This is a genomic window from Citrobacter sp. 506 (assembly GCF_050434985.1).
Classification (GTDB): Bacteria; Pseudomonadota; Gammaproteobacteria; order Enterobacterales; family Enterobacteriaceae; genus Citrobacter; species Citrobacter braakii.
In genome coordinates, this window is sequence record NZ_JBNDJN010000008.1 from 23,740 (window position 1) to 39,948 (window position 16,209).

Here is a 16,209-nt window from a genome sequence, read left to right on the forward strand (position 1 = left end):
CACTCACCGTTCCTGCTCAATTGATGAGCGGGGACGGTGCAAAAATCTCCTCAACCATCGCATCAACCAGCCGCTTCGCCGAACACAATCTCGGCATGCCCAACGCCACATTTTGCCAACGCTGCGTCACCGACCAGCTCACCGGATGACGCTGCGCATCGCACCAGTCCCCGAGCCAGCTCAACATATCGTTGTGCTCACCCGAGCCGCCAACCACCGGCGTGCTGAGCCAATGATGATAGTAATGACGCGTGGCGGGGGCCGCATTCACGCTGTCTGCCAGCGCCTGAGCAGCCATCGTTCGCAGGTTGTCTTTTAGCATTGACACCACATCGGCATTTGCTAACCGGCAGGCGTCACCAAAGGCTCCCCAACGCAGCTCCTCTAACGCCACAAAACAGCGTCCAGGTAACGACCAGCCGTCATACGCGCCAGCCCGCCAGCGGGTAAAAATTTGCTCGCTATGTTCGCCCGCTTGCACCGTCAGGCCGCGTTGCGTTACTGCCTTCTCTTTATAAGCGCCGCGCTGGGTAAACCAGTCAGCGAGTGAATTTATCTGCTGCAGAAGACCGGGCGTGGAGAGTCCACGCGGGTCTTCGGTTTGTTGTAAAAACATCAACCCTTCGGCGATCCGTACCAGCGCCAGATGGCCCGGATCGATCATGCCCGCCAGTTTTTCCACCAGTTTTAGACGCATCACCAGATGCTCGCTGGACACGCCTGCCAACACCCATGCTCGCAGTTGCGTCTGGGATAGCACCTCCTGCGTCAGACGCGCACGCAGCCGCTGCTGCTGTTGCAGAAAACCGCCGGAACGTTTGGTTTCATCTCCCTGAACCAGATCGACCATAAACTTCGGGTAGACACACTCCAGCGTCCGCCCGGGGCCTTCCAGTAACACGTTAGTCATGTGTGCTCGGTTGCAAAAAGGGTATTGATATCGTCGCGCAGCAAGCGGGAATCTTCATAAAGCCATGCCGCAGTCGTAATGCGATGCTGCAGTTGTTCATTCAAGGCATTCACCGCAGATTCATTTTGCTGGCGCAGGGTCAAACTCTCACGCAGGCTCGCCTGTAATTGCGTCAAACACAGTGAAAAATCAGCAAAAAACGTGGCCATGCCTGCCGTAACGGAAATATCGACCTGCGCAGCTAAAGCTTTACGAATTTGTTGGCAAAACTGGGTGACATAGTGCACAAGGTTCTTATGCAGTGCACCCATATCAATGAGATAACGCGTTTTTGTTTCGACGTACTCATTCCATCCCCAGTTGGGCTGATTCAACCAGCGAGAGAAGGTATCACGCACCACACCGCCAGTTGACGGCGCATTTTCCGCCGGAATATCCTGCTCAATGGCCTCGTTAAACAACTGGCGGGTGTTGAAGTTAAACATCGCCGCATGAAACGCCGGAAAACGGATCCGCGCACGAAAACCAGCGTGGTTCAGCTCCTCTTTCACCCGCTGCTCAATGGGGCGCATGGCGTCATTTAGCGCCCGGGACAGCGTCGACTCAAGCTGTTCAAAGCGCAGAGCTAAATCCCGGCTAATACTTTCCTGCGCTGCCAGCAAGACAACTTCACAGGACGAGCGCATTTTATCCAGCACGATTTTCGCCTGCCCTTCATCGTGCAACACCAGCATTTCTCCGGCCATTTCTGCCGAGGAAACGCCAGCCCCCTGGCCATGTTGTGACATCATCAGGACATTTTCTTTGATAAAGAACGTGTTGATGCCGCACAGAATCTCAGTCTGTTGCTCATTGAGATAGGCCACGGCAGCCTCCAGCGCCAGCTCGACCTCATGACTGACTTCATCACTCACCCGCCCCTGACTCACTTCTAACTGCTGCATATCCTCTTCAATATGCGTGATGTTCAGCCGCAGTTTTTCATAGGCAACCGTTAACCCATGGGCGCGAAACTCCAGATATTCGTGCGCGCTTTGCGCATAGTTCAATAACTTATGCGACGCTGAGCGTAGCGCATACAGCGAAGCATTGGCGTAAGCGGCATGAATCACTTTCTGGATCGGCTGCTCAAACAGCGAATCCTCCCACAACAGATCGGCTGCATGGCGAATGTGCTCCGTATCCTCAAGATCGTTGGTGCACCAGCGCCGGCCAAGCGCCGCTTCGGCAAAATCCTGTACCCAACGTTGCACCTGGTGATCCGGCAGCCGCCCGCGAGCCATCAGCTCATGACGCGCCCTGTTCGCCAGATACCCCCACATCGAAGAAACCGGATAGATTCGCTCCGGGGCAATCCCGCCTTGCATCAGCGTGCCGGAAATTAACGCCCGCACCTGCTCTTCATCGTCACTGTTGCGGTCTTTCTGATCGAATTTGTTCACCAGCGCATACAGCGGCACTGACTTGCCGACCGCCATGACAGCGTGGCGCACTTCTTCATCGGAAATCGATTTCAGTTGGGTGTAATCCATCACCACCAGTACCGCAGAAGCCCGCGCCAGCTGTTCATTCAGCATCTTTTGTAGATGCGGTTGCCCGGCCTCATTCGGCCCCGGCGTATCCAGCAGGGTTAATTGCCCAGGATAGCTCGCCTGACCGGCCAAATGGACAAATTCAACCTCGATAACCGGAATATGCTCAATCGCGGCATAGGCGGCAAAAGGAAAATCCACTTCCAGTGCTTTTGACAAACGCACCAGGTCATTCAGACTTTTAAGGCAATGGAAAATAGGCTGTGCGCCAAGATAATACCGCTCAAATGCCACGCCGTTTTCAATATGCTGCAGCAGGACATTCATATCCTTATCAATTTCCAGGGTCTGCGTAAGACGCTGGCGATCGCACTCGCGCACGCGCTGCTGTAAAACCTTCATTAAGGCATCGATAGGCGTGACATGTGAAAAATGCAACACCGGCTCTTTCTGCCCCGGCGTATGGCGAATTAACGTTGGTAGCGCCGTCATGGGACGATTACGATTAGGTAAAACTTCGGTCCCTACAATCGCGTTAATCGTCGTCGATTTTCCCGCTTTCATGGTACCGACAATCGCCAGCACCATTTCCAGACGCGTAATCTTACGCAGTTCATTATTGAGCGTTGCCTGCTGGACATCCATGCCACGCGCGCTGAAATGCAGGGGCTGAACCACCTGTCTGCTATGCTCTCCTTGTTTTAGCGCGACATCATCCAACGACGTCATAGGCAATTTTTGCAATTGCCTGAGATGTTCAAGCGAGAGCATCAGCAAGCGTTCCGCTTCCTGACTTAATTCATATATTGTCTGTGTGTGCATGGAAAATTCTTCCTTAACGCAAATGGCATTACTTTTATTTAGCCCAATCGTTTTATTTATAGATTTTTTGGCTTTTATAATTACGTGTAGAAATAATTAAAATCAAAACAACCAACTGATATTATTAAAATAAATTTGGCGTATAACCGCTGGCCGGATGCCTCTCACTTATGTAATAAGTAAGAAAGATAAACAGCGTAGTTCAGTTTTAAAAAATACCCGCGTAATCCCCCTACTAAAATTAAGGGGGTCAATGATATTCAATCACAATGGCTTAGGCATCCGTAAGCAACGTTACCTATGAATATCAGATATTTCGCCTCACCTTATCTTAAATACCTAAGCGTAGCAATTTCCCTTAAAAAATATTCCGCCATACTTTCATTGAGGTAAAAGCAAAGGGTCTTTACAGCAGATCATTTTGCATAATCGCGCAGTAGTCCCGACAAAAGCAGGGATTTTATGTATAATTGCGGCCTTTTTCGGCAATCTGCCATTTTTGGGCGCATTTGCCCCTGCTGACTTTTGAGGAAATCCACATGTCATTACCACACTGCCCACAATGCAACTCCGAATACACTTACGAAGATAACGGCATGTTCATCTGCCCGGAATGCGCTCACGAATGGAACGATGCTGAACCGGCTCAGGACAGCGACGAACTGATCGTTAAAGATGCCAACGGCAACCTGCTGGCTGACGGCGACAGCGTTACCGTAGTGAAAGACCTGAAGGTAAAAGGTAGCTCTTCCATGTTGAAGATCGGGACCAAAGTGAAGAACATCCGTCTGGTTGAAGGCGACCACAACATCGATTGCAAAATCGATGGCTTTGGCCCAATGAAGCTGAAATCTGAATTTGTGAAAAAGAACTGATGCAAATTGCCTGATGGCGCTACGTCAATCAGGCCGACGCCAGCTCATCTGCCAGGCGGGAAGCTCATACTTCCCGCCTGGCTTATTTTTGCAGACGATAACTACACTTAACTGGTTTCTTTTACCTGAGGTAAAGATTATGCCGTTAAGTCCCTATATCTCCTTCGCAGGTAACTGCGCTGATGCTATCGCCTACTACCAAAAAACATTAGGCGCTGAGCTACTCTACAAAATCAACTTCGGTGAAATGCCCAAACCGGCGCAGAACAGCGAAGAGGGTTGCCCTTCAGGCATGAAATTCCCCGATACCGCCATTGCCCACGCCAACCTGCGCGTTGCGGGCAGCGACATCATGATGAGCGATAGCGCCCCCGACGGAAATGCCCACTACTCTGGCTTTACGCTGGTACTCGATACGCAAAACGTCGACGAAGGCAAACGCTGGTTTGATAACCTGGCAGCAAACGGAAAAATCGAAATGGACTGGCAGGAAACCTTCTGGGCTCATGGTTTCGGTAAAGTGAGCGATCGGTATGGCGTACCGTGGATGATCAACGTCGTCAAACAGCAGCAACCTACAGAGTAATCCAACGGGAGGCCAGCCCTCCCGTACTGTCATCAAAAATCGCTCAACTCTTCATCACCAAGTAACCATCCTTTAACGAAAACGTCACATTAATCCGCCACGATAGGGCCACTTTTTAAGGGAGGCCGCATCATGCAAACGATTATTCGCGTCGAAAAACTCTCCAAGTCCTTCAATCAACATCAGGCGCTCAATGCGGTTGATCTGAACATCTGTTCCGGTGAGATGGTGGCTCTGCTTGGGCCGTCTGGCTCCGGCAAATCCACCCTTTTACGTCATTTAAGCGGTTTGATCGTCGGTGATAAATCCCCGGGTAGCCACGTCGAACTGCTGGGTCGCACCGTTCAACATGAAGGCCGCCTGGCGCGCGATATCCGCAAAAGCCGCGCCCACACCGGCTACATCTTCCAGCAGTTCAATCTGGTTAACCGCCTGACGGTACTGGAAAACGTCCTGATTGGCGCACTCGGCAGCACGCCGTTTTGGCGCACCTGTTTTAGCTGGTTTAGCCAGGAACAGAAACAGCGTGCATTACAGGCGCTGACCCGCGTTGGCATGGCGCACTTTGCATACCAGCGCGTTTCCACGCTTTCGGGCGGGCAACAGCAGCGCGTGGCGATTGCCCGCGCGCTGATGCAGCAAGCCAAAGTGATCCTTGCCGACGAGCCGATAGCCTCGCTGGACCCGGAATCCGCACGCATCGTGATGGACACCCTACGCGACATTAACCAGACCGACGGCATCACCGTGGTCGTCACGCTGCATCAGGTGGATTACGCCCTGCGCTACTGCGAACGCATTGTCGCGCTTCGTCAGGGCAACGTCTTCTTTGATGGCAGCAGCCAGCATTTTGATAACGATCGTTTTGACCATCTCTACCGCAGCATGAACCGCGTCGAACAGAACGCGCAGGCTGCATAGTTCTAAAAAACCAGGCGTTATTGGCGCAGCCAGGCTGGCAAGTGAAATAGCCTGGAACAAAGACTAATTAAGGAAACAACATGAGCTATAAGACCGTTGCCGCGCTGGCCTTTACCAGCATGTTCAGCATCAGCACCTTGTTCAGCCCGGCGCAGGCCGAAGAGCAAGAAAAAGCGCTGAACTTTGGCATTATTTCGACCGAATCACAGCAAAACCTGAAGCCACAGTGGGAACCGTTCCTGAAGGACATGGAAAAATCGTTGGGCGTGAAAGTGAACGCCTTCTTCGCCCCGGACTACGCCGGGATCATTCAGGGAATGCGTTTTAACAAAGTTGATATCGCCTGGTACGGCAACCTCTCAGCAATGGAAGCAGTGGATCGCGCTAACGGACAAGTGTTTGCCCAAACCGTCGCTGCCGACGGCTCCCCGGGATACTGGAGCGTGTTGATCGTTAACAAAGACAGTCCGATCAACAACCTGAACGATCTGATCGCCAAACGTAAGGATCTGACATTCGGCAACGGCGATCCCAACTCAACGTCAGGCTTCCTCGTCCCCGGTTACTACGTCTTCGCCAAAAACAACATCTCCGCCAGCGACTTCAAACGCACCGTTAACGCCGGACACGAAACCAACGCGCTGGCCGTCGCCAACAAACAGGTCGATGTCGCCACCAACAACACCGAAAACCTCGACAAGCTGAAAACCTCCGCGCCGGAAAAACTGAAAGAGCTGAAGGTTATCTGGAAGTCACCGCTGATCCCGGGCGATCCGATCGTCTGGCGCAAAAACCTCTCCGAAACCACCAAGGACAAGGTGTACGACTTCTTTATGAATTACGGCAAAACGCCGGAACAGAAAACCGTACTGGAACGCCTGGGATGGGCACCGTTCCGTGCCTCCAGCGACCTGCAACTGGTACCGATTCGCCAACTGGCGCTGTTTAAAGAGATGCAGGGCGTGAAGGGCAACAAAGGGTTGAACGAGGAAGAGAAAACCAGCAAAACCTCGGCGCTGAAAGCGCAGCTCGACGACCTTGACCGTTTGACCGCCGCCCTGGGCGCCATGACCAGCGTGACTAAAGCGGTGCAGTAAACCTGATGCCCGGTGGCGTTTCGCTTACCGGGCAGACGATGTTCTGTAGGCCGGATAAGGCGCAAGCGCTGCCATCCGGCGATAAACCTACGCACGGAGCTAAACATGCAAACCATCACCGTCGCCCCGCCCAAACGTAGCTGGTTCTCACTGCTGAGCTGGGCCATTCTTCTCGCCGTGCTGGTGGTCTCGTGGAAAGGTGCCGAAATGGCTCCGCTCACGCTGATCCAGGATTCCGGCAATATGGCGACCTTCGCCGCCGACTTCTTTCCGCCAGACTTCAGTCAGTGGCAGGACTATCTCGGTGAAATGGCCGTCACCCTGCAAATTGCCGTCTGGGGTACCGCCCTCGCCGTTGTGCTGTCGATTCCCTTTGGCCTGATGTGCGCCGATAACCTCGTACCATGGTGGATTTACCAGCCGATGCGTCGCCTGATGGACGCCTGCCGCGCCATCAATGAAATGGTCTTCGCCATGCTGTTCGTGGTCGCCGTGGGCTTAGGTCCGTTCGCCGGGGTAATGGCACTGTTTATCCACACCACCGGGGTGCTGTCCAAGCTGCTTTCGGAAGCGGTAGAAGCCATTGAGCCAGGTCCAGTAGAAGGCATTCGCGCCACCGGGGCCAACAAAATTGAAGAGATTCTGTACGGCGTTCTGCCACAGGTTATGCCGCTGCTTATCTCCTACTCGCTATATCGCTTTGAATCCAACGTCCGCTCGGCCACGGTGGTCGGAATGGTGGGTGCGGGCGGTATTGGCGTGACCTTATGGGAGGCGATTCGCGGCTTTCAGTTCCAGCAAACCTGCGCCCTGATGGTGTTAATCATCGTCACCGTCAGCCTGCTGGATTTCCTTTCCCAGCGTTTGCGTAAGCACTTTATCTGATTAGCGAGGCATTGATTGCTATGCACTTGTCTACACATCCGACCAGTTATCCAACGCGTTATCAGGAAATTGCCGCGAGACTTGAGCAGGAGCTTCGTCATCATTATCGCTGCGGTGATTATCTGCCCGCCGAGCATCAGCTTGCCGCGCGCTACGAGGTAAACCGCCACACCCTGCGCCGCGCTATTGACCAGTTGGTTGAGCGTGGTTGGGTCCAGCGTCGCCAGGGCATCGGCGTACTGGTGCTGATGCGCCCATTCGATTACCCGCTTAATGCCCAGGCGCGCTTTAGCCAGAACCTGCTGGACCAGGGTAGCCACCCCACCAGCGAAAAACTGCTGGCGGTGCTGCGCCCGGCCTCCAGCCACATTGCCGATGCGCTCAGCATTAACGAGGGCGATAACGTGATTCATCTGCGCACCCTGCGCCGGGTAAACGGTATCGCATTGTGCCAGATCGACCACTATTTTTCCGACCTCACGCTATGGCCGCTGCTGCAGGGCTTTAACAACGGCTCACTGCACGACTACCTGCGCGAACAGTCCGGTCTGACGCTCCTGCGCACACAAACGCGCATCAGCGCCCGCCGCGCACAGGCTAAAGAGAGCAAAGTGCTGGAAATCCCTAATATGGCGCCGCTGCTGTGCGTGCGCACCCTGAACCACCGTGAAGGCGAAGAACACGCGGCGGAATACTCCGTCAGCCTGACCCGCGCCGACATGATCGAATTCACTATGGAGCACTGAATGCATTTCGATACCGCTACCCGCCAGCGCTGGATGCGCGCGCTGGCTTACAGCAATGCCGATGCCCTGAACGCCCGCATCAACGAGCTCAAACTGACGCCAGACTATGAACTTATCCGCGCACCGGAAAGCGGACTGATGCAGCTCCAGGCTCGCATGGGCGGCACCGGCAACCGCTTCTTTGCTGGTGATACCACGCTTACCCGCGCAGTGGTACGCCTGAAGAGCGGCACACTGGGCTACAGCTACCTGCTGGGACGCAACAAACAACACGCCGAGCAGTGCGCGGTCATTGACGCGCTGCTGCAGGAACAAACGCATTTCCAGAGCCTAATGGAAACCTTAATTGCCCCGCTGGAAGCGGAACGCGATGCGCTGATTAGCGCACGCCGTGCCGAAGTCAACGCCAGCCGGGTCGACTTCTTCACGCTGGTACGCGGAGATAACGCATGACCTTACAAACCGCTTTTAATTTACCCGTTCAGGATGCTCAGCAGAGCTTCCGTCGCCTGCTGAAGGCCATGAGTGAGCCGGGCGTGATCGTCGCCCTGCATCAACTGAAACACGGCTGGCAGCCACTGGGCCTGGCAACCACCAGCGTGCTACTGACCCTGGTCGATGGCGACACGCCGGTCTGGCTTGCGCCGTCGATGGATAACGATATCGCCCGGCAGAATCTGCGTTTTCACACCAACGCGCCGCTGGTGGATCAGCCGCAGTTGGCGGCCTTTGCCGTCGCCGACGAACGCATCAGCAGCGAACAGCTTAACGCCCTCTCCGCCGGTTCCGCCGTCGCGCCAGAAACCAGCGCCACGCTGATTGTGCAGGTCTCTGGCTTAAGCGGTGGACGCATGCTGCGTCTAACCGGCGCCGGTATCGCTGAAGAGCGCATGATCGCGCCACAGCTACCGGAATGCCTGATTCACGAACTCACCGAACGCCCGCATCCGTTCCCGCTGGGGGTCGACCTGATCCTCACCTGCGGCGAACGCCTGCTGGCTATTCCGCGAACCACCCATGTGGAGGTGTGCTGATGTACGTCGCCGTCAAAGGGGGCGAAAAGGCGATAGCCAACGCCCACGCCCTGCAAGAAAACCGACGCCGGGGCGATGAGACCATTGCTGAACTGAGCGTGGCGCAAATCGAACAACAGATGAACCTGGCCGTCGACCGGGTGATGACCGAAGGCGGCATCGCCGACCGCGAACTGGCCGCGCTGGCGCTGAAGCAGGCCAGCGGCGATAACGTCGAAGCCATCTTTTTGCTTCGCGCCTACCGCACTACGCTGGCAAAGGTGGCGGTCAGCGAACCGGTTAACAGTGCAGAAATGCGCCTTGAGCGCCGAATCTCTGCGGTCTACAAGGATATTCCCGGCGGGCAGTTGTTAGGTCCCACTTATGACTACACCCATCGCCTGCTGGATTTTACCCTGCTGGCCAATGGCGAAACGCCACCCCTGCGCAGCGCAGACGACGCGCAGGACGCCTCTCCGCACGTCTTTTCCCTGCTGGCCAACCAGGGACTGGCAAAGCGTGAAGAGGATAACGGCGCGCAGCCGGATGATATTACCCGCACGCCACCGGTTTACCCCTGTTCAAGAGCCTCACGTCTGCAACAGCTGATGCGCGGCGATGAGGGATATCTGCTGGCGCTGGCCTACTCCACCCAACGCGGCTACGGGCGTAATCACCCGTTTGCCGCCGAAATTCGCAGCGGCTATGTGGCACTGGAAACCGTACCGGAAGAGCTGGGATTTGCGGTGAACGTCGGTGAATTGCTGATGACCGAATGTGAAATGGTCAACGGTTTTGTCGCGCCAGAAAACGAATCCCCCCATTTTACCCGCGGCTACGGGCTGGTGTTCGGCATGAGCGAACGTAAAGCGATGGCGATGGCGCTGGTGGACCGCGCCCTACAGGCAGCCGAATACGATGAATCGGTCACGGGACCGGCGCAGGACGAAGAGTTCGTGTTGGCGCATGCGGATAACGTCGAGGCGGCGGGTTTTGTTTCGCACCTCAAACTTCCCCATTACGTCGATTTCCAGGCCGAGCTGGAACTGCTCAAACGCCTGCAACAGGAGGCCACCCGTGACCACTAACCTCTCCGGCTACAACTTTGCGTATCTTGATGAGCAGACCAAACGCATGATTCGCCGCGCGATTCTGAAAGCGGTGGCGATCCCCGGTTACCAGGTGCCGTTTGGCGGACGTGAAATGCCGATGCCCTACGGTTGGGGAACCGGCGGTATTCAGCTCACCGCCAGCGTGATTGGCGAGCCGGACGTGCTGAAGGTAATTGACCAGGGCGCGGATGACACCACTAACGCCGTGTCGATTCGCAACTTCTTTAAACGCGTGACTGGGGTGAACACCACCGAGCGCACGGAAGACGCGACGCTGATCCAGACCCGCCACCGCATCCCGGAAACGCCGCTGGTGGAAGACCAGATCATTATCTTTCAGGTCCCGATCCCCGAGCCGTTGCGCTTTATCGAGCCGCGCGAAACGGAAACCCGCACCATGCACGCGCTGGAAGAGTACGGCATCATGCAGGTGAAACTGTATGAAGATATCGCCCGCTTCGGCCATATCGCCACCACTTACGCCTATCCGGTGAAGGTTAACGACCGCTACGTCATGGACCCGTCGCCAATTCCAAAATTCGACAATCCGAAGATGGACATGATGCCGGCCCTGCAACTGTTTGGCGCAGGCCGCGAAAAACGCATCTATGCCGTTCCACCTTACACCCGCGTGGAAAGCCTCGATTTCGACGATCACCCGTTTACCGTGCAGAGCTGGGATGAGCCTTGCGCCATCTGTGGCTCAACCCACAGCTATCTCGATGAAGTGGTGCTCGATGACACCGGCAAACGCATGTTTGTCTGCTCCGACACCGACTACTGCCGCCAACAGAGTGAGGCCCTCAGCAAATGACGCAACCGCTGCTTTCAGTCAACAACCTGACCCATCTCTACGCGCCGGGCAAGGGCTTCAGCGATGTCTCTTTTGACCTGTGGCCTGGCGAAGTGCTGGGTATCGTCGGCGAGTCCGGTTCCGGCAAAACCACGCTGCTGAAATCGATCTCTTCACGGCTGACGCCGCAGAGCGGTGAGATTTTGTATCAGAACCGTTCGCTGTACGGCATGAACGAGGCCGACCGTCGCCGTCTGCTGCGCACCGAATGGGGTGTGGTGCATCAGCATCCGCTGGATGGCCTGCGCCGTCAGGTCTCCGCTGGCGGCAATATCGGCGAACGCCTGATGGCCACCGGGGCGCGCCACTACGGCGACATCCGTGCCACCGCGCAGCGTTGGCTGGAGGAAGTGGAGATCCCGGCCTCGCGTATCGACGACCTGCCAACCACCTTTTCCGGCGGCATGCAGCAGCGCCTGCAGATCGCCCGCAACCTCGTCACCCATCCCAAACTGGTGTTTATGGACGAGCCCACCGGCGGTCTGGACGTTTCCGTACAGGCCAAACTGCTGGACCTGCTGCGCGGCCTGGTGGTGGAACTGGATCTGGCAGTGGTTATTGTCACCCACGATCTGGGCGTAGCGCGCCTGCTGGCCGACCGTTTGCTGGTGATGAAGCAGGGTCAGGTGGTGGAAAGTGGGTTAACCGACCGCGTACTCGACGATCCGCATCATCCGTATACCCAGTTGCTGGTGTCATCTGTTTTGCAAAACTGATTTTGTCTTGCCGGGTGGCGCTTCGCGACCCGGCCTACGGATCGGCATCGGTTGTAGGCCTGATAAGCGAAGCGCCATCAGGCAATCGAACGCAAAAATGCTTAAAGAGGCTAAAAATGAACGCGATCCGCGTTGAAAACGTCAGTAAAACCTTTGTACTGCATCAGCAAAACGGCGTGCGTCTGCCGGTGCTGCAAGACGCCACGCTGGAAGTTAAAAACGGCGAATGCGTGGTGCTGCACGGTCACTCTGGCAGCGGCAAATCCACGTTGCTGCGTTCGCTGTACGCCAACTACCTGCCGGATGAAGGACACATCCACATCCGCCACAGCGGCGAATGGGTCGATCTGGTGCAGGCTCCGGCGCGTAAAGTGCTGGAAGTTCGCCGTTCAACCATCGGCTGGGTCAGCCAGTTCCTGCGCGTGATCCCAAGGATTTCTGCGCTGGATGTGGTGATGCAGCCGCTGCTGGATCTCGGCGTGTCACGCGAGGAGTGCGCAGCCAAAGCGGCTAACCTGCTTACCCGCCTGAACGTGCCGGAGCGGCTGTGGCATCTGGCGCCGTCGACGTTTTCCGGGGGCGAACAGCAGCGCGTCAATATCGCCCGAGGGTTTATCGTCGATTACCCGATTCTACTCCTCGATGAGCCCACCGCCTCGCTGGACGCCAAAAACAGCGCCGCCGTCGTCGCACTGATTGAAGAAGCGAAAGCCCGCGGCGCGGCAATTGTCGGCATTTTTCACGATCAAACCGTGCGCGATCGCGTCGCGGATCGCCTGCACCTGATGGGAACAACAGCATGATTATCAATAATGTAAAGCTGGTGCTGGAAGATGAAGTGGTGCAAGGATCGCTGGAAATTGAGGGCGGAACGATCCGCGCCTTTGCCGAAAGTCAGAGCCAACTGGCCCAAGCGATGGACGGAGAAGGCGGCTGGCTGCTGCCAGGGCTTATCGAGCTGCATACCGACAATCTCGACAAGTTTTTCACCCCGCGCCCGAAGGTAGACTGGCCCGCCCACTCGGCGATGAGCAGCCACGACGCGCTGATGGTCGCCAGCGGCATTACCACCGTGCTGGACGCGGTGGCGATTGGCGATGTGCGCGACGGTGGCGACCGTCTGGAAAATCTGGAGAAGATGATCAACGCGGTGGAAGAGACGCAAAAGCGCGGGGTCAATCGCGCCGAGCACCGCCTGCATTTGCGCTGCGAGCTGCCGCATCACACCACCCTACCGCTGTTTGAAAAACTGGTCAGTCGTGAGCCGGTGACGCTGGTATCGCTGATGGACCACTCCCCCGGCCAGCGTCAGTTTGCCAATCGCGAGAAGTACCGCGAGTACTATCAGGGCAAGTATTCACTTACCGACGAGCAAATGGCCCGCTACGAAGAAGAACAGTTAGCTCTGGCTGCACGTTGGTCGCAACCCAACCGCACAGCGATTGCTCAGATGTGTCGTGAGCGCCAGATAGCGCTGGCGAGCCATGACGATGCCACCTGCGATCATGTGCTGGAATCGCATCAACTTGGCAGCGTGATTGCCGAATTTCCTACTACCTTTGCCGCCGCAGAGGCCTCGCGCCAGCATGGCATGAACGTGCTGATGGGCGCGCCCAACATCGTGCGCGGCGGTTCTCACTCCGGCAACGTGGCGGCGCATAAGCTGGCTGAGCTGGGGCTGCTGGATATTCTCTCCTCCGACTACTACCCCGCCAGCCTGCTCGATGCGGCATTCCGCGTGGCGGACGATGACGCCAACCGCTTTACGCTGCCGCAGGCCATTCGTCTGGTGACCCGCAATCCGGCGCGGGCATTAAATCTCGACGATCGTGGCGTTGTAGCCGAAGGTAAACGCGCGGATCTGGTGCTGGCGCATCGCAAAGGCGATCACATCCATATCGACCACGTCTGGCGTCAGGGCAAAAGGGTATTCTGACTATGGGGAAACTGATCTGGCTGATGGGGCCGTCCGGCTCCGGTAAGGACAGTCTACTGGCAGAACTTCGCCAGCAGGAACCTGCGCAACTGCTGGTGGCGCACCGTTACATCACCCGCGCCGCCAACGCCGGGAATGAAAACCATATTGCCCTCAGCGAACCAGAGTTTTTTACCCGCGCCGGGCAGAACCTGCTGGCGCTGAGCTGGCACGCCAACGGCTTCTATTACGGCGTCGGCGTAGAGATTGACCTCTGGCTGCACGCCGGTTTTGATGTGGTGGTCAACGGCTCGCGCGCGCATCTGCCCCAGGCGCAGGCCCGTTATGGTGCTTCTTTACTTCCCATTTGCTTACAGGTTTCCCCGGCCATTTTACGCCAGCGCCTGCAGGCACGTGGACGGGAGAGCGAAACGGAAATCGCTGCCCGCCTTGAACGCGCGGCGCGCTACACGCCGTATGACTGCCACGTCCTGAACAATGATGGAAGTTTGCTACAGTCTGTCGATACACTGCTCACACTGATGGGACGCAAGGAGAAGAAACATGTCTGTCTGTGAATTACGCCGCGCCACGCTATACGATACCGATGCGGTTTACGCGCTTATCTGTGAGTTGAAACAGGGCCAATTCGACCTGCAGGCTTTTAGCGCCGGCTACGCCGCAAATCTGCAAGATCCCAATATGCACTACCAACTGGCGCTGCTCGACGGACAGGTCGTCGGCTTGATCGGTCTGCACCTGCAGTTTCATCTGCACCACGCCAACTGGATTGGCGAGATCCAGGAACTGGTGGTGATGCCACAGGCACGAGGACTAAAAGTGGGTAGTCAGTTACTGACCTGGGCCGAAGCCACCGCGCGCGAAGCGGGCGCAGAAATAACCGAGCTTTCGACAAGTACCCAACGCCTTGACGCGCACCGCTTTTACCAGCGCGAAGGCTATACCATGAGCCATTTTCGCTTCACCAAACCGTTGTAGGGGGAGCCATGAGTCTGACCATTACGCTGACGGGAACCGGCGGCGCGCAACTGGTGCCGGCATTTGGCTGTGACTGTGCGGCTTGCCAACGAGCACGCTTACAGGCGCAATACCGTCGACGCCCTTGTAGCGGGGTGGTCAAATTTAACAATGCGGTGACGCTGCTGGACGCGGGGATCCCGCATCTGATGGACGACTGGCCAGCAGGCAGCTTCCAGCAGTTTCTGCTCACCCACTACCATATGGATCACGTGCAGGGGCTGTTTCCGCTGCGCTGGGGCGTGGGGGCGACTATCCCGGTGTACGGTCCGCCGGATGAACAGGGATGCGACGATCTGTTTAAGCACCCTGGCATCCTCGATTTTAGCCATACCGTCGCGCCATTCGTGGTGTTTAACCTGCAAGGGTTGCAGGTGACGCCACTCCCGCTCAACCATTCAAAGCTGACGTTTGGCTATCTGCTGGAGACCGCGCACAGCCGCGTGGCGTGGCTCTCCGATACCTCCGGACTTCCCGACAAGACGCTGAAGTTTCTCCACAATAACCAGCCTCAGGTGATTATCATCGACTGCAGCCACGCCCCGCGCGCCGAGCCGCCACGCAATCACAGCGATGTAAATACCGTTATCGCCTTGAACGAGGTTATCCGCTGCCCACGGGTGATCCTGACGCATATCAGTCATCAGTTTGATTTGTGGATGATGGAGAATCCGCTACCGACAGGGCTCGAAGCCGGGTATGACGGAATGGAGATTGTGCTGAGGTAGGTTTACATCGCACTTAAAGGCTTGTTAACAGGTCTCTGCCCCCTATAACCTTGCCAGCGAAAGATTGCGCTAACGATCGTAATCTTCTTCCATTCTGCGCTCTTCGTCTTCTAACTGACGCCGTTCCTGATCGAGCTGGCGCTGGCGGTCATCTAGTTGGCGGCGTCGGTCTTCAAACTGGCGGCGGCGATTATCATACTGCCTGCGACGATCGTCACTCATCTGTCGCTGCCAGCTTTCATCACGAGAGTCGTCATAATCCCGCCCGCTGTCCGGTTTGTAGGCATCGTTAATCGCCTGCTGAATATTGCCGATGGCGTCATCGATAATATCGGCCTGCGCCGATACGGTGGTCATCATCAGCAGAGTGAAAAGTAAGAATGTCGCGGAGCGTTGCATAAAACCAGCCTCATCAAGAAACTCGCCCCACGGTAATCAAAGCGTATTTGCGCGGGTAGCG

Annotated in this window: 19 protein-coding genes; 16 read left to right on the plus strand and 3 right to left on the minus strand. The window is 56.3% G+C overall.

Translation table 11 applies throughout. The annotated features are described in order from the left end of the window. Positions 1 to 16 precede the first annotated feature (16 nt). Both ABIE10_RS21970 and crfC read right to left on the minus strand, forming a co-directional pair. A complete protein-coding gene (locus ABIE10_RS21970; RefSeq protein ID WP_049282262.1) occupies positions 17 to 910 on the minus strand; it encodes a diguanylate cyclase regulator RdcB family protein in 894 nt (297 codons plus the stop codon). After that, complete coding sequence (gene crfC / locus ABIE10_RS21975; protein ID WP_094169361.1) at positions 907 to 3,264, minus strand: clamp-binding protein CrfC; 2,358 nt, start codon at positions 3,262 to 3,264, stop codon at positions 907 to 909. The genes ABIE10_RS21970 and crfC overlap by 4 nt, the downstream gene beginning before the upstream one ends. 539 nt (positions 3,265 to 3,803) lie before the next feature. On the opposite strand from crfC, the gene ABIE10_RS21980 reads away from it, so the two are divergent. From ABIE10_RS21980 to phnP, 16 genes are all read left to right on the plus strand, one after another. Beyond that, positions 3,804 to 4,139 carry a zinc ribbon domain-containing protein YjdM gene (locus ABIE10_RS21980; RefSeq protein ID WP_003031835.1) on the plus strand — a complete coding sequence of 112 codons (336 nt, stop codon included), beginning with the start codon at positions 3,804 to 3,806 and terminating at the stop codon, positions 4,137 to 4,139. 139 nt (positions 4,140 to 4,278) lie between these two features. After that, entirely contained in the window at positions 4,279 to 4,725 is a 447-nt protein-coding gene (gene yjdN / locus ABIE10_RS21985; protein ID WP_016155401.1) for a VOC family metalloprotein YjdN, read from the plus strand. A gap of 132 nt (positions 4,726 to 4,857) precedes the next feature. Further along, a complete protein-coding gene (phnC, locus tag ABIE10_RS21990; RefSeq protein ID WP_016155400.1) occupies positions 4,858 to 5,646 on the plus strand; it encodes a phosphonate ABC transporter ATP-binding protein in 789 nt (262 codons plus the stop codon). Positions 5,647 to 5,726: 80 nt separating this feature from the next. Then, a complete protein-coding gene (gene phnD, locus ABIE10_RS21995) occupies positions 5,727 to 6,743 on the plus strand; it encodes a phosphonate ABC transporter substrate-binding protein (protein WP_016155399.1) in 1,017 nt (338 codons plus the stop codon). 105 nt (positions 6,744 to 6,848) lie between these two features. After that, the gene (phnE, locus tag ABIE10_RS22000) at positions 6,849 to 7,628 is read left to right on the plus strand and encodes a phosphonate ABC transporter, permease protein PhnE (RefSeq protein WP_016155398.1); all 780 of its coding nucleotides are present in this window, start codon (positions 6,849 to 6,851) and stop codon (positions 7,626 to 7,628) included. Positions 7,629 to 7,648: 20 nt separating this feature from the next. Then, positions 7,649 to 8,374 (plus strand): phosphonate metabolism transcriptional regulator PhnF, encoded by a 726-nt coding sequence (gene phnF, locus ABIE10_RS22005; RefSeq protein ID WP_016155397.1) that lies wholly within the window; start codon positions 7,649 to 7,651, stop codon positions 8,372 to 8,374. Continuing rightward, the gene (phnG, locus tag ABIE10_RS22010) at positions 8,375 to 8,827 is read left to right on the plus strand and encodes a phosphonate C-P lyase system protein PhnG (RefSeq protein WP_326978780.1); all 453 of its coding nucleotides are present in this window, start codon (positions 8,375 to 8,377) and stop codon (positions 8,825 to 8,827) included. It abuts the gene before it with no gap. After that, positions 8,824 to 9,408 carry a phosphonate C-P lyase system protein PhnH gene (phnH, locus tag ABIE10_RS22015; protein ID WP_003031824.1) on the plus strand — a complete coding sequence of 195 codons (585 nt, stop codon included), beginning with the start codon at positions 8,824 to 8,826 and terminating at the stop codon, positions 9,406 to 9,408. The genes phnG and phnH overlap by 4 nt, the downstream gene beginning before the upstream one ends. Beyond that, positions 9,408 to 10,475 carry a carbon-phosphorus lyase complex subunit PhnI gene (locus tag ABIE10_RS22020; RefSeq protein WP_047416024.1) on the plus strand — a complete coding sequence of 356 codons (1,068 nt, stop codon included), beginning with the start codon at positions 9,408 to 9,410 and terminating at the stop codon, positions 10,473 to 10,475. Before phnH ends, ABIE10_RS22020 begins: the two co-directional genes overlap by 1 nt. A gap of 46 nt (positions 10,476 to 10,521) precedes the next feature. Further along, positions 10,522 to 11,313 carry an alpha-D-ribose 1-methylphosphonate 5-phosphate C-P-lyase PhnJ gene (gene phnJ, locus ABIE10_RS22025; RefSeq protein WP_049259807.1) on the plus strand — a complete coding sequence of 264 codons (792 nt, stop codon included), beginning with the start codon at positions 10,522 to 10,524 and terminating at the stop codon, positions 11,311 to 11,313. Further along, positions 11,310 to 12,068, plus strand: a complete 759-nt coding sequence (phnK, locus tag ABIE10_RS22030) for a phosphonate C-P lyase system protein PhnK (RefSeq protein ID WP_003844769.1) — start codon at positions 11,310 to 11,312, stop codon at positions 12,066 to 12,068. The genes phnJ and phnK overlap by 4 nt, the downstream gene beginning before the upstream one ends. 116 nt (positions 12,069 to 12,184) lie before the next feature. Further along, positions 12,185 to 12,871, plus strand: coding sequence for a phosphonate C-P lyase system protein PhnL (gene phnL / locus ABIE10_RS22035; RefSeq protein ID WP_047499592.1), 687 nt, complete (start codon positions 12,185 to 12,187; stop codon positions 12,869 to 12,871). Beyond that, complete coding sequence (phnM, locus tag ABIE10_RS22040; RefSeq protein ID WP_016155393.1) at positions 12,868 to 14,004, plus strand: alpha-D-ribose 1-methylphosphonate 5-triphosphate diphosphatase; 1,137 nt, start codon at positions 12,868 to 12,870, stop codon at positions 14,002 to 14,004. Before phnL ends, phnM begins: the two co-directional genes overlap by 4 nt. 2 nt (positions 14,005 to 14,006) lie before the next feature. After that, positions 14,007 to 14,561: a ribose 1,5-bisphosphokinase gene (phnN, locus tag ABIE10_RS22045; RefSeq protein WP_016155392.1), complete on the plus strand. Its 555-nt coding sequence runs from the start codon at positions 14,007 to 14,009 to the stop codon at positions 14,559 to 14,561. Further along, on the plus strand, positions 14,548 to 14,982 hold the full coding sequence (gene phnO, locus ABIE10_RS22050) for an aminoalkylphosphonate N-acetyltransferase (RefSeq protein ID WP_016155472.1): 435 nt from the start codon (positions 14,548 to 14,550) through the stop codon (positions 14,980 to 14,982). Before phnN ends, phnO begins: the two co-directional genes overlap by 14 nt. 8 nt (positions 14,983 to 14,990) lie before the next feature. Beyond that, complete coding sequence (phnP, locus tag ABIE10_RS22055) at positions 14,991 to 15,749, plus strand: phosphonate metabolism protein PhnP (RefSeq protein ID WP_109018328.1); 759 nt, start codon at positions 14,991 to 14,993, stop codon at positions 15,747 to 15,749. Between the two features lie 69 nt (positions 15,750 to 15,818). Here phnP and yjdP read toward each other — a convergent pair whose 3' ends face one another. Further along, positions 15,819 to 16,148: a DDRRRQL repeat protein YjdP gene (gene yjdP, locus ABIE10_RS22060; protein ID WP_016155470.1), complete on the minus strand. Its 330-nt coding sequence runs from the start codon at positions 16,146 to 16,148 to the stop codon at positions 15,819 to 15,821. Between the last annotated feature and the right edge of the window lie 61 nt (positions 16,149 to 16,209).

Bases quoted from the DNA above. Each gene is read 5' to 3' on its own strand.
- ABIE10_RS21970 (WP_049282262.1), bottom strand. From the start codon at position 910: ATGACTAACGTGTTACTGGAAGGCCCCGGGCGGACGCTGGAGTGTGTC.
- crfC (WP_094169361.1), bottom strand. From the start codon at position 3,264: ATGCACACACAGACAATATATGAATTAAGTCAGGAAGCGGAACGCTTG.
- ABIE10_RS21980 (WP_003031835.1), top strand. From the start codon at position 3,804: ATGTCATTACCACACTGCCCACAATGCAACTCCGAATACACTTACGAA.
- yjdN (WP_016155401.1), top strand. From the start codon at position 4,279: ATGCCGTTAAGTCCCTATATCTCCTTCGCAGGTAACTGCGCTGATGCT.
- phnC (WP_016155400.1), top strand. From the start codon at position 4,858: ATGCAAACGATTATTCGCGTCGAAAAACTCTCCAAGTCCTTCAATCAA.
- phnD (WP_016155399.1), top strand. From the start codon at position 5,727: ATGAGCTATAAGACCGTTGCCGCGCTGGCCTTTACCAGCATGTTCAGC.
- phnE (WP_016155398.1), top strand. From the start codon at position 6,849: ATGCAAACCATCACCGTCGCCCCGCCCAAACGTAGCTGGTTCTCACTG.
- phnF (WP_016155397.1), top strand. From the start codon at position 7,649: ATGCACTTGTCTACACATCCGACCAGTTATCCAACGCGTTATCAGGAA.
- phnG (WP_326978780.1), top strand. From the start codon at position 8,375: ATGCATTTCGATACCGCTACCCGCCAGCGCTGGATGCGCGCGCTGGCT.
- phnH (WP_003031824.1), top strand. From the start codon at position 8,824: ATGACCTTACAAACCGCTTTTAATTTACCCGTTCAGGATGCTCAGCAG.
- ABIE10_RS22020 (WP_047416024.1), top strand. From the start codon at position 9,408: ATGTACGTCGCCGTCAAAGGGGGCGAAAAGGCGATAGCCAACGCCCAC.
- phnJ (WP_049259807.1), top strand. From the start codon at position 10,522: ATGATTCGCCGCGCGATTCTGAAAGCGGTGGCGATCCCCGGTTACCAG.
- phnK (WP_003844769.1), top strand. From the start codon at position 11,310: ATGACGCAACCGCTGCTTTCAGTCAACAACCTGACCCATCTCTACGCG.
- phnL (WP_047499592.1), top strand. From the start codon at position 12,185: ATGAACGCGATCCGCGTTGAAAACGTCAGTAAAACCTTTGTACTGCAT.
- phnM (WP_016155393.1), top strand. From the start codon at position 12,868: ATGATTATCAATAATGTAAAGCTGGTGCTGGAAGATGAAGTGGTGCAA.
- phnN (WP_016155392.1), top strand. From the start codon at position 14,007: ATGGGGAAACTGATCTGGCTGATGGGGCCGTCCGGCTCCGGTAAGGAC.
- phnO (WP_016155472.1), top strand. From the start codon at position 14,548: ATGTCTGTCTGTGAATTACGCCGCGCCACGCTATACGATACCGATGCG.
- phnP (WP_109018328.1), top strand. From the start codon at position 14,991: ATGAGTCTGACCATTACGCTGACGGGAACCGGCGGCGCGCAACTGGTG.
- yjdP (WP_016155470.1), bottom strand. From the start codon at position 16,148: ATGCAACGCTCCGCGACATTCTTACTTTTCACTCTGCTGATGATGACC.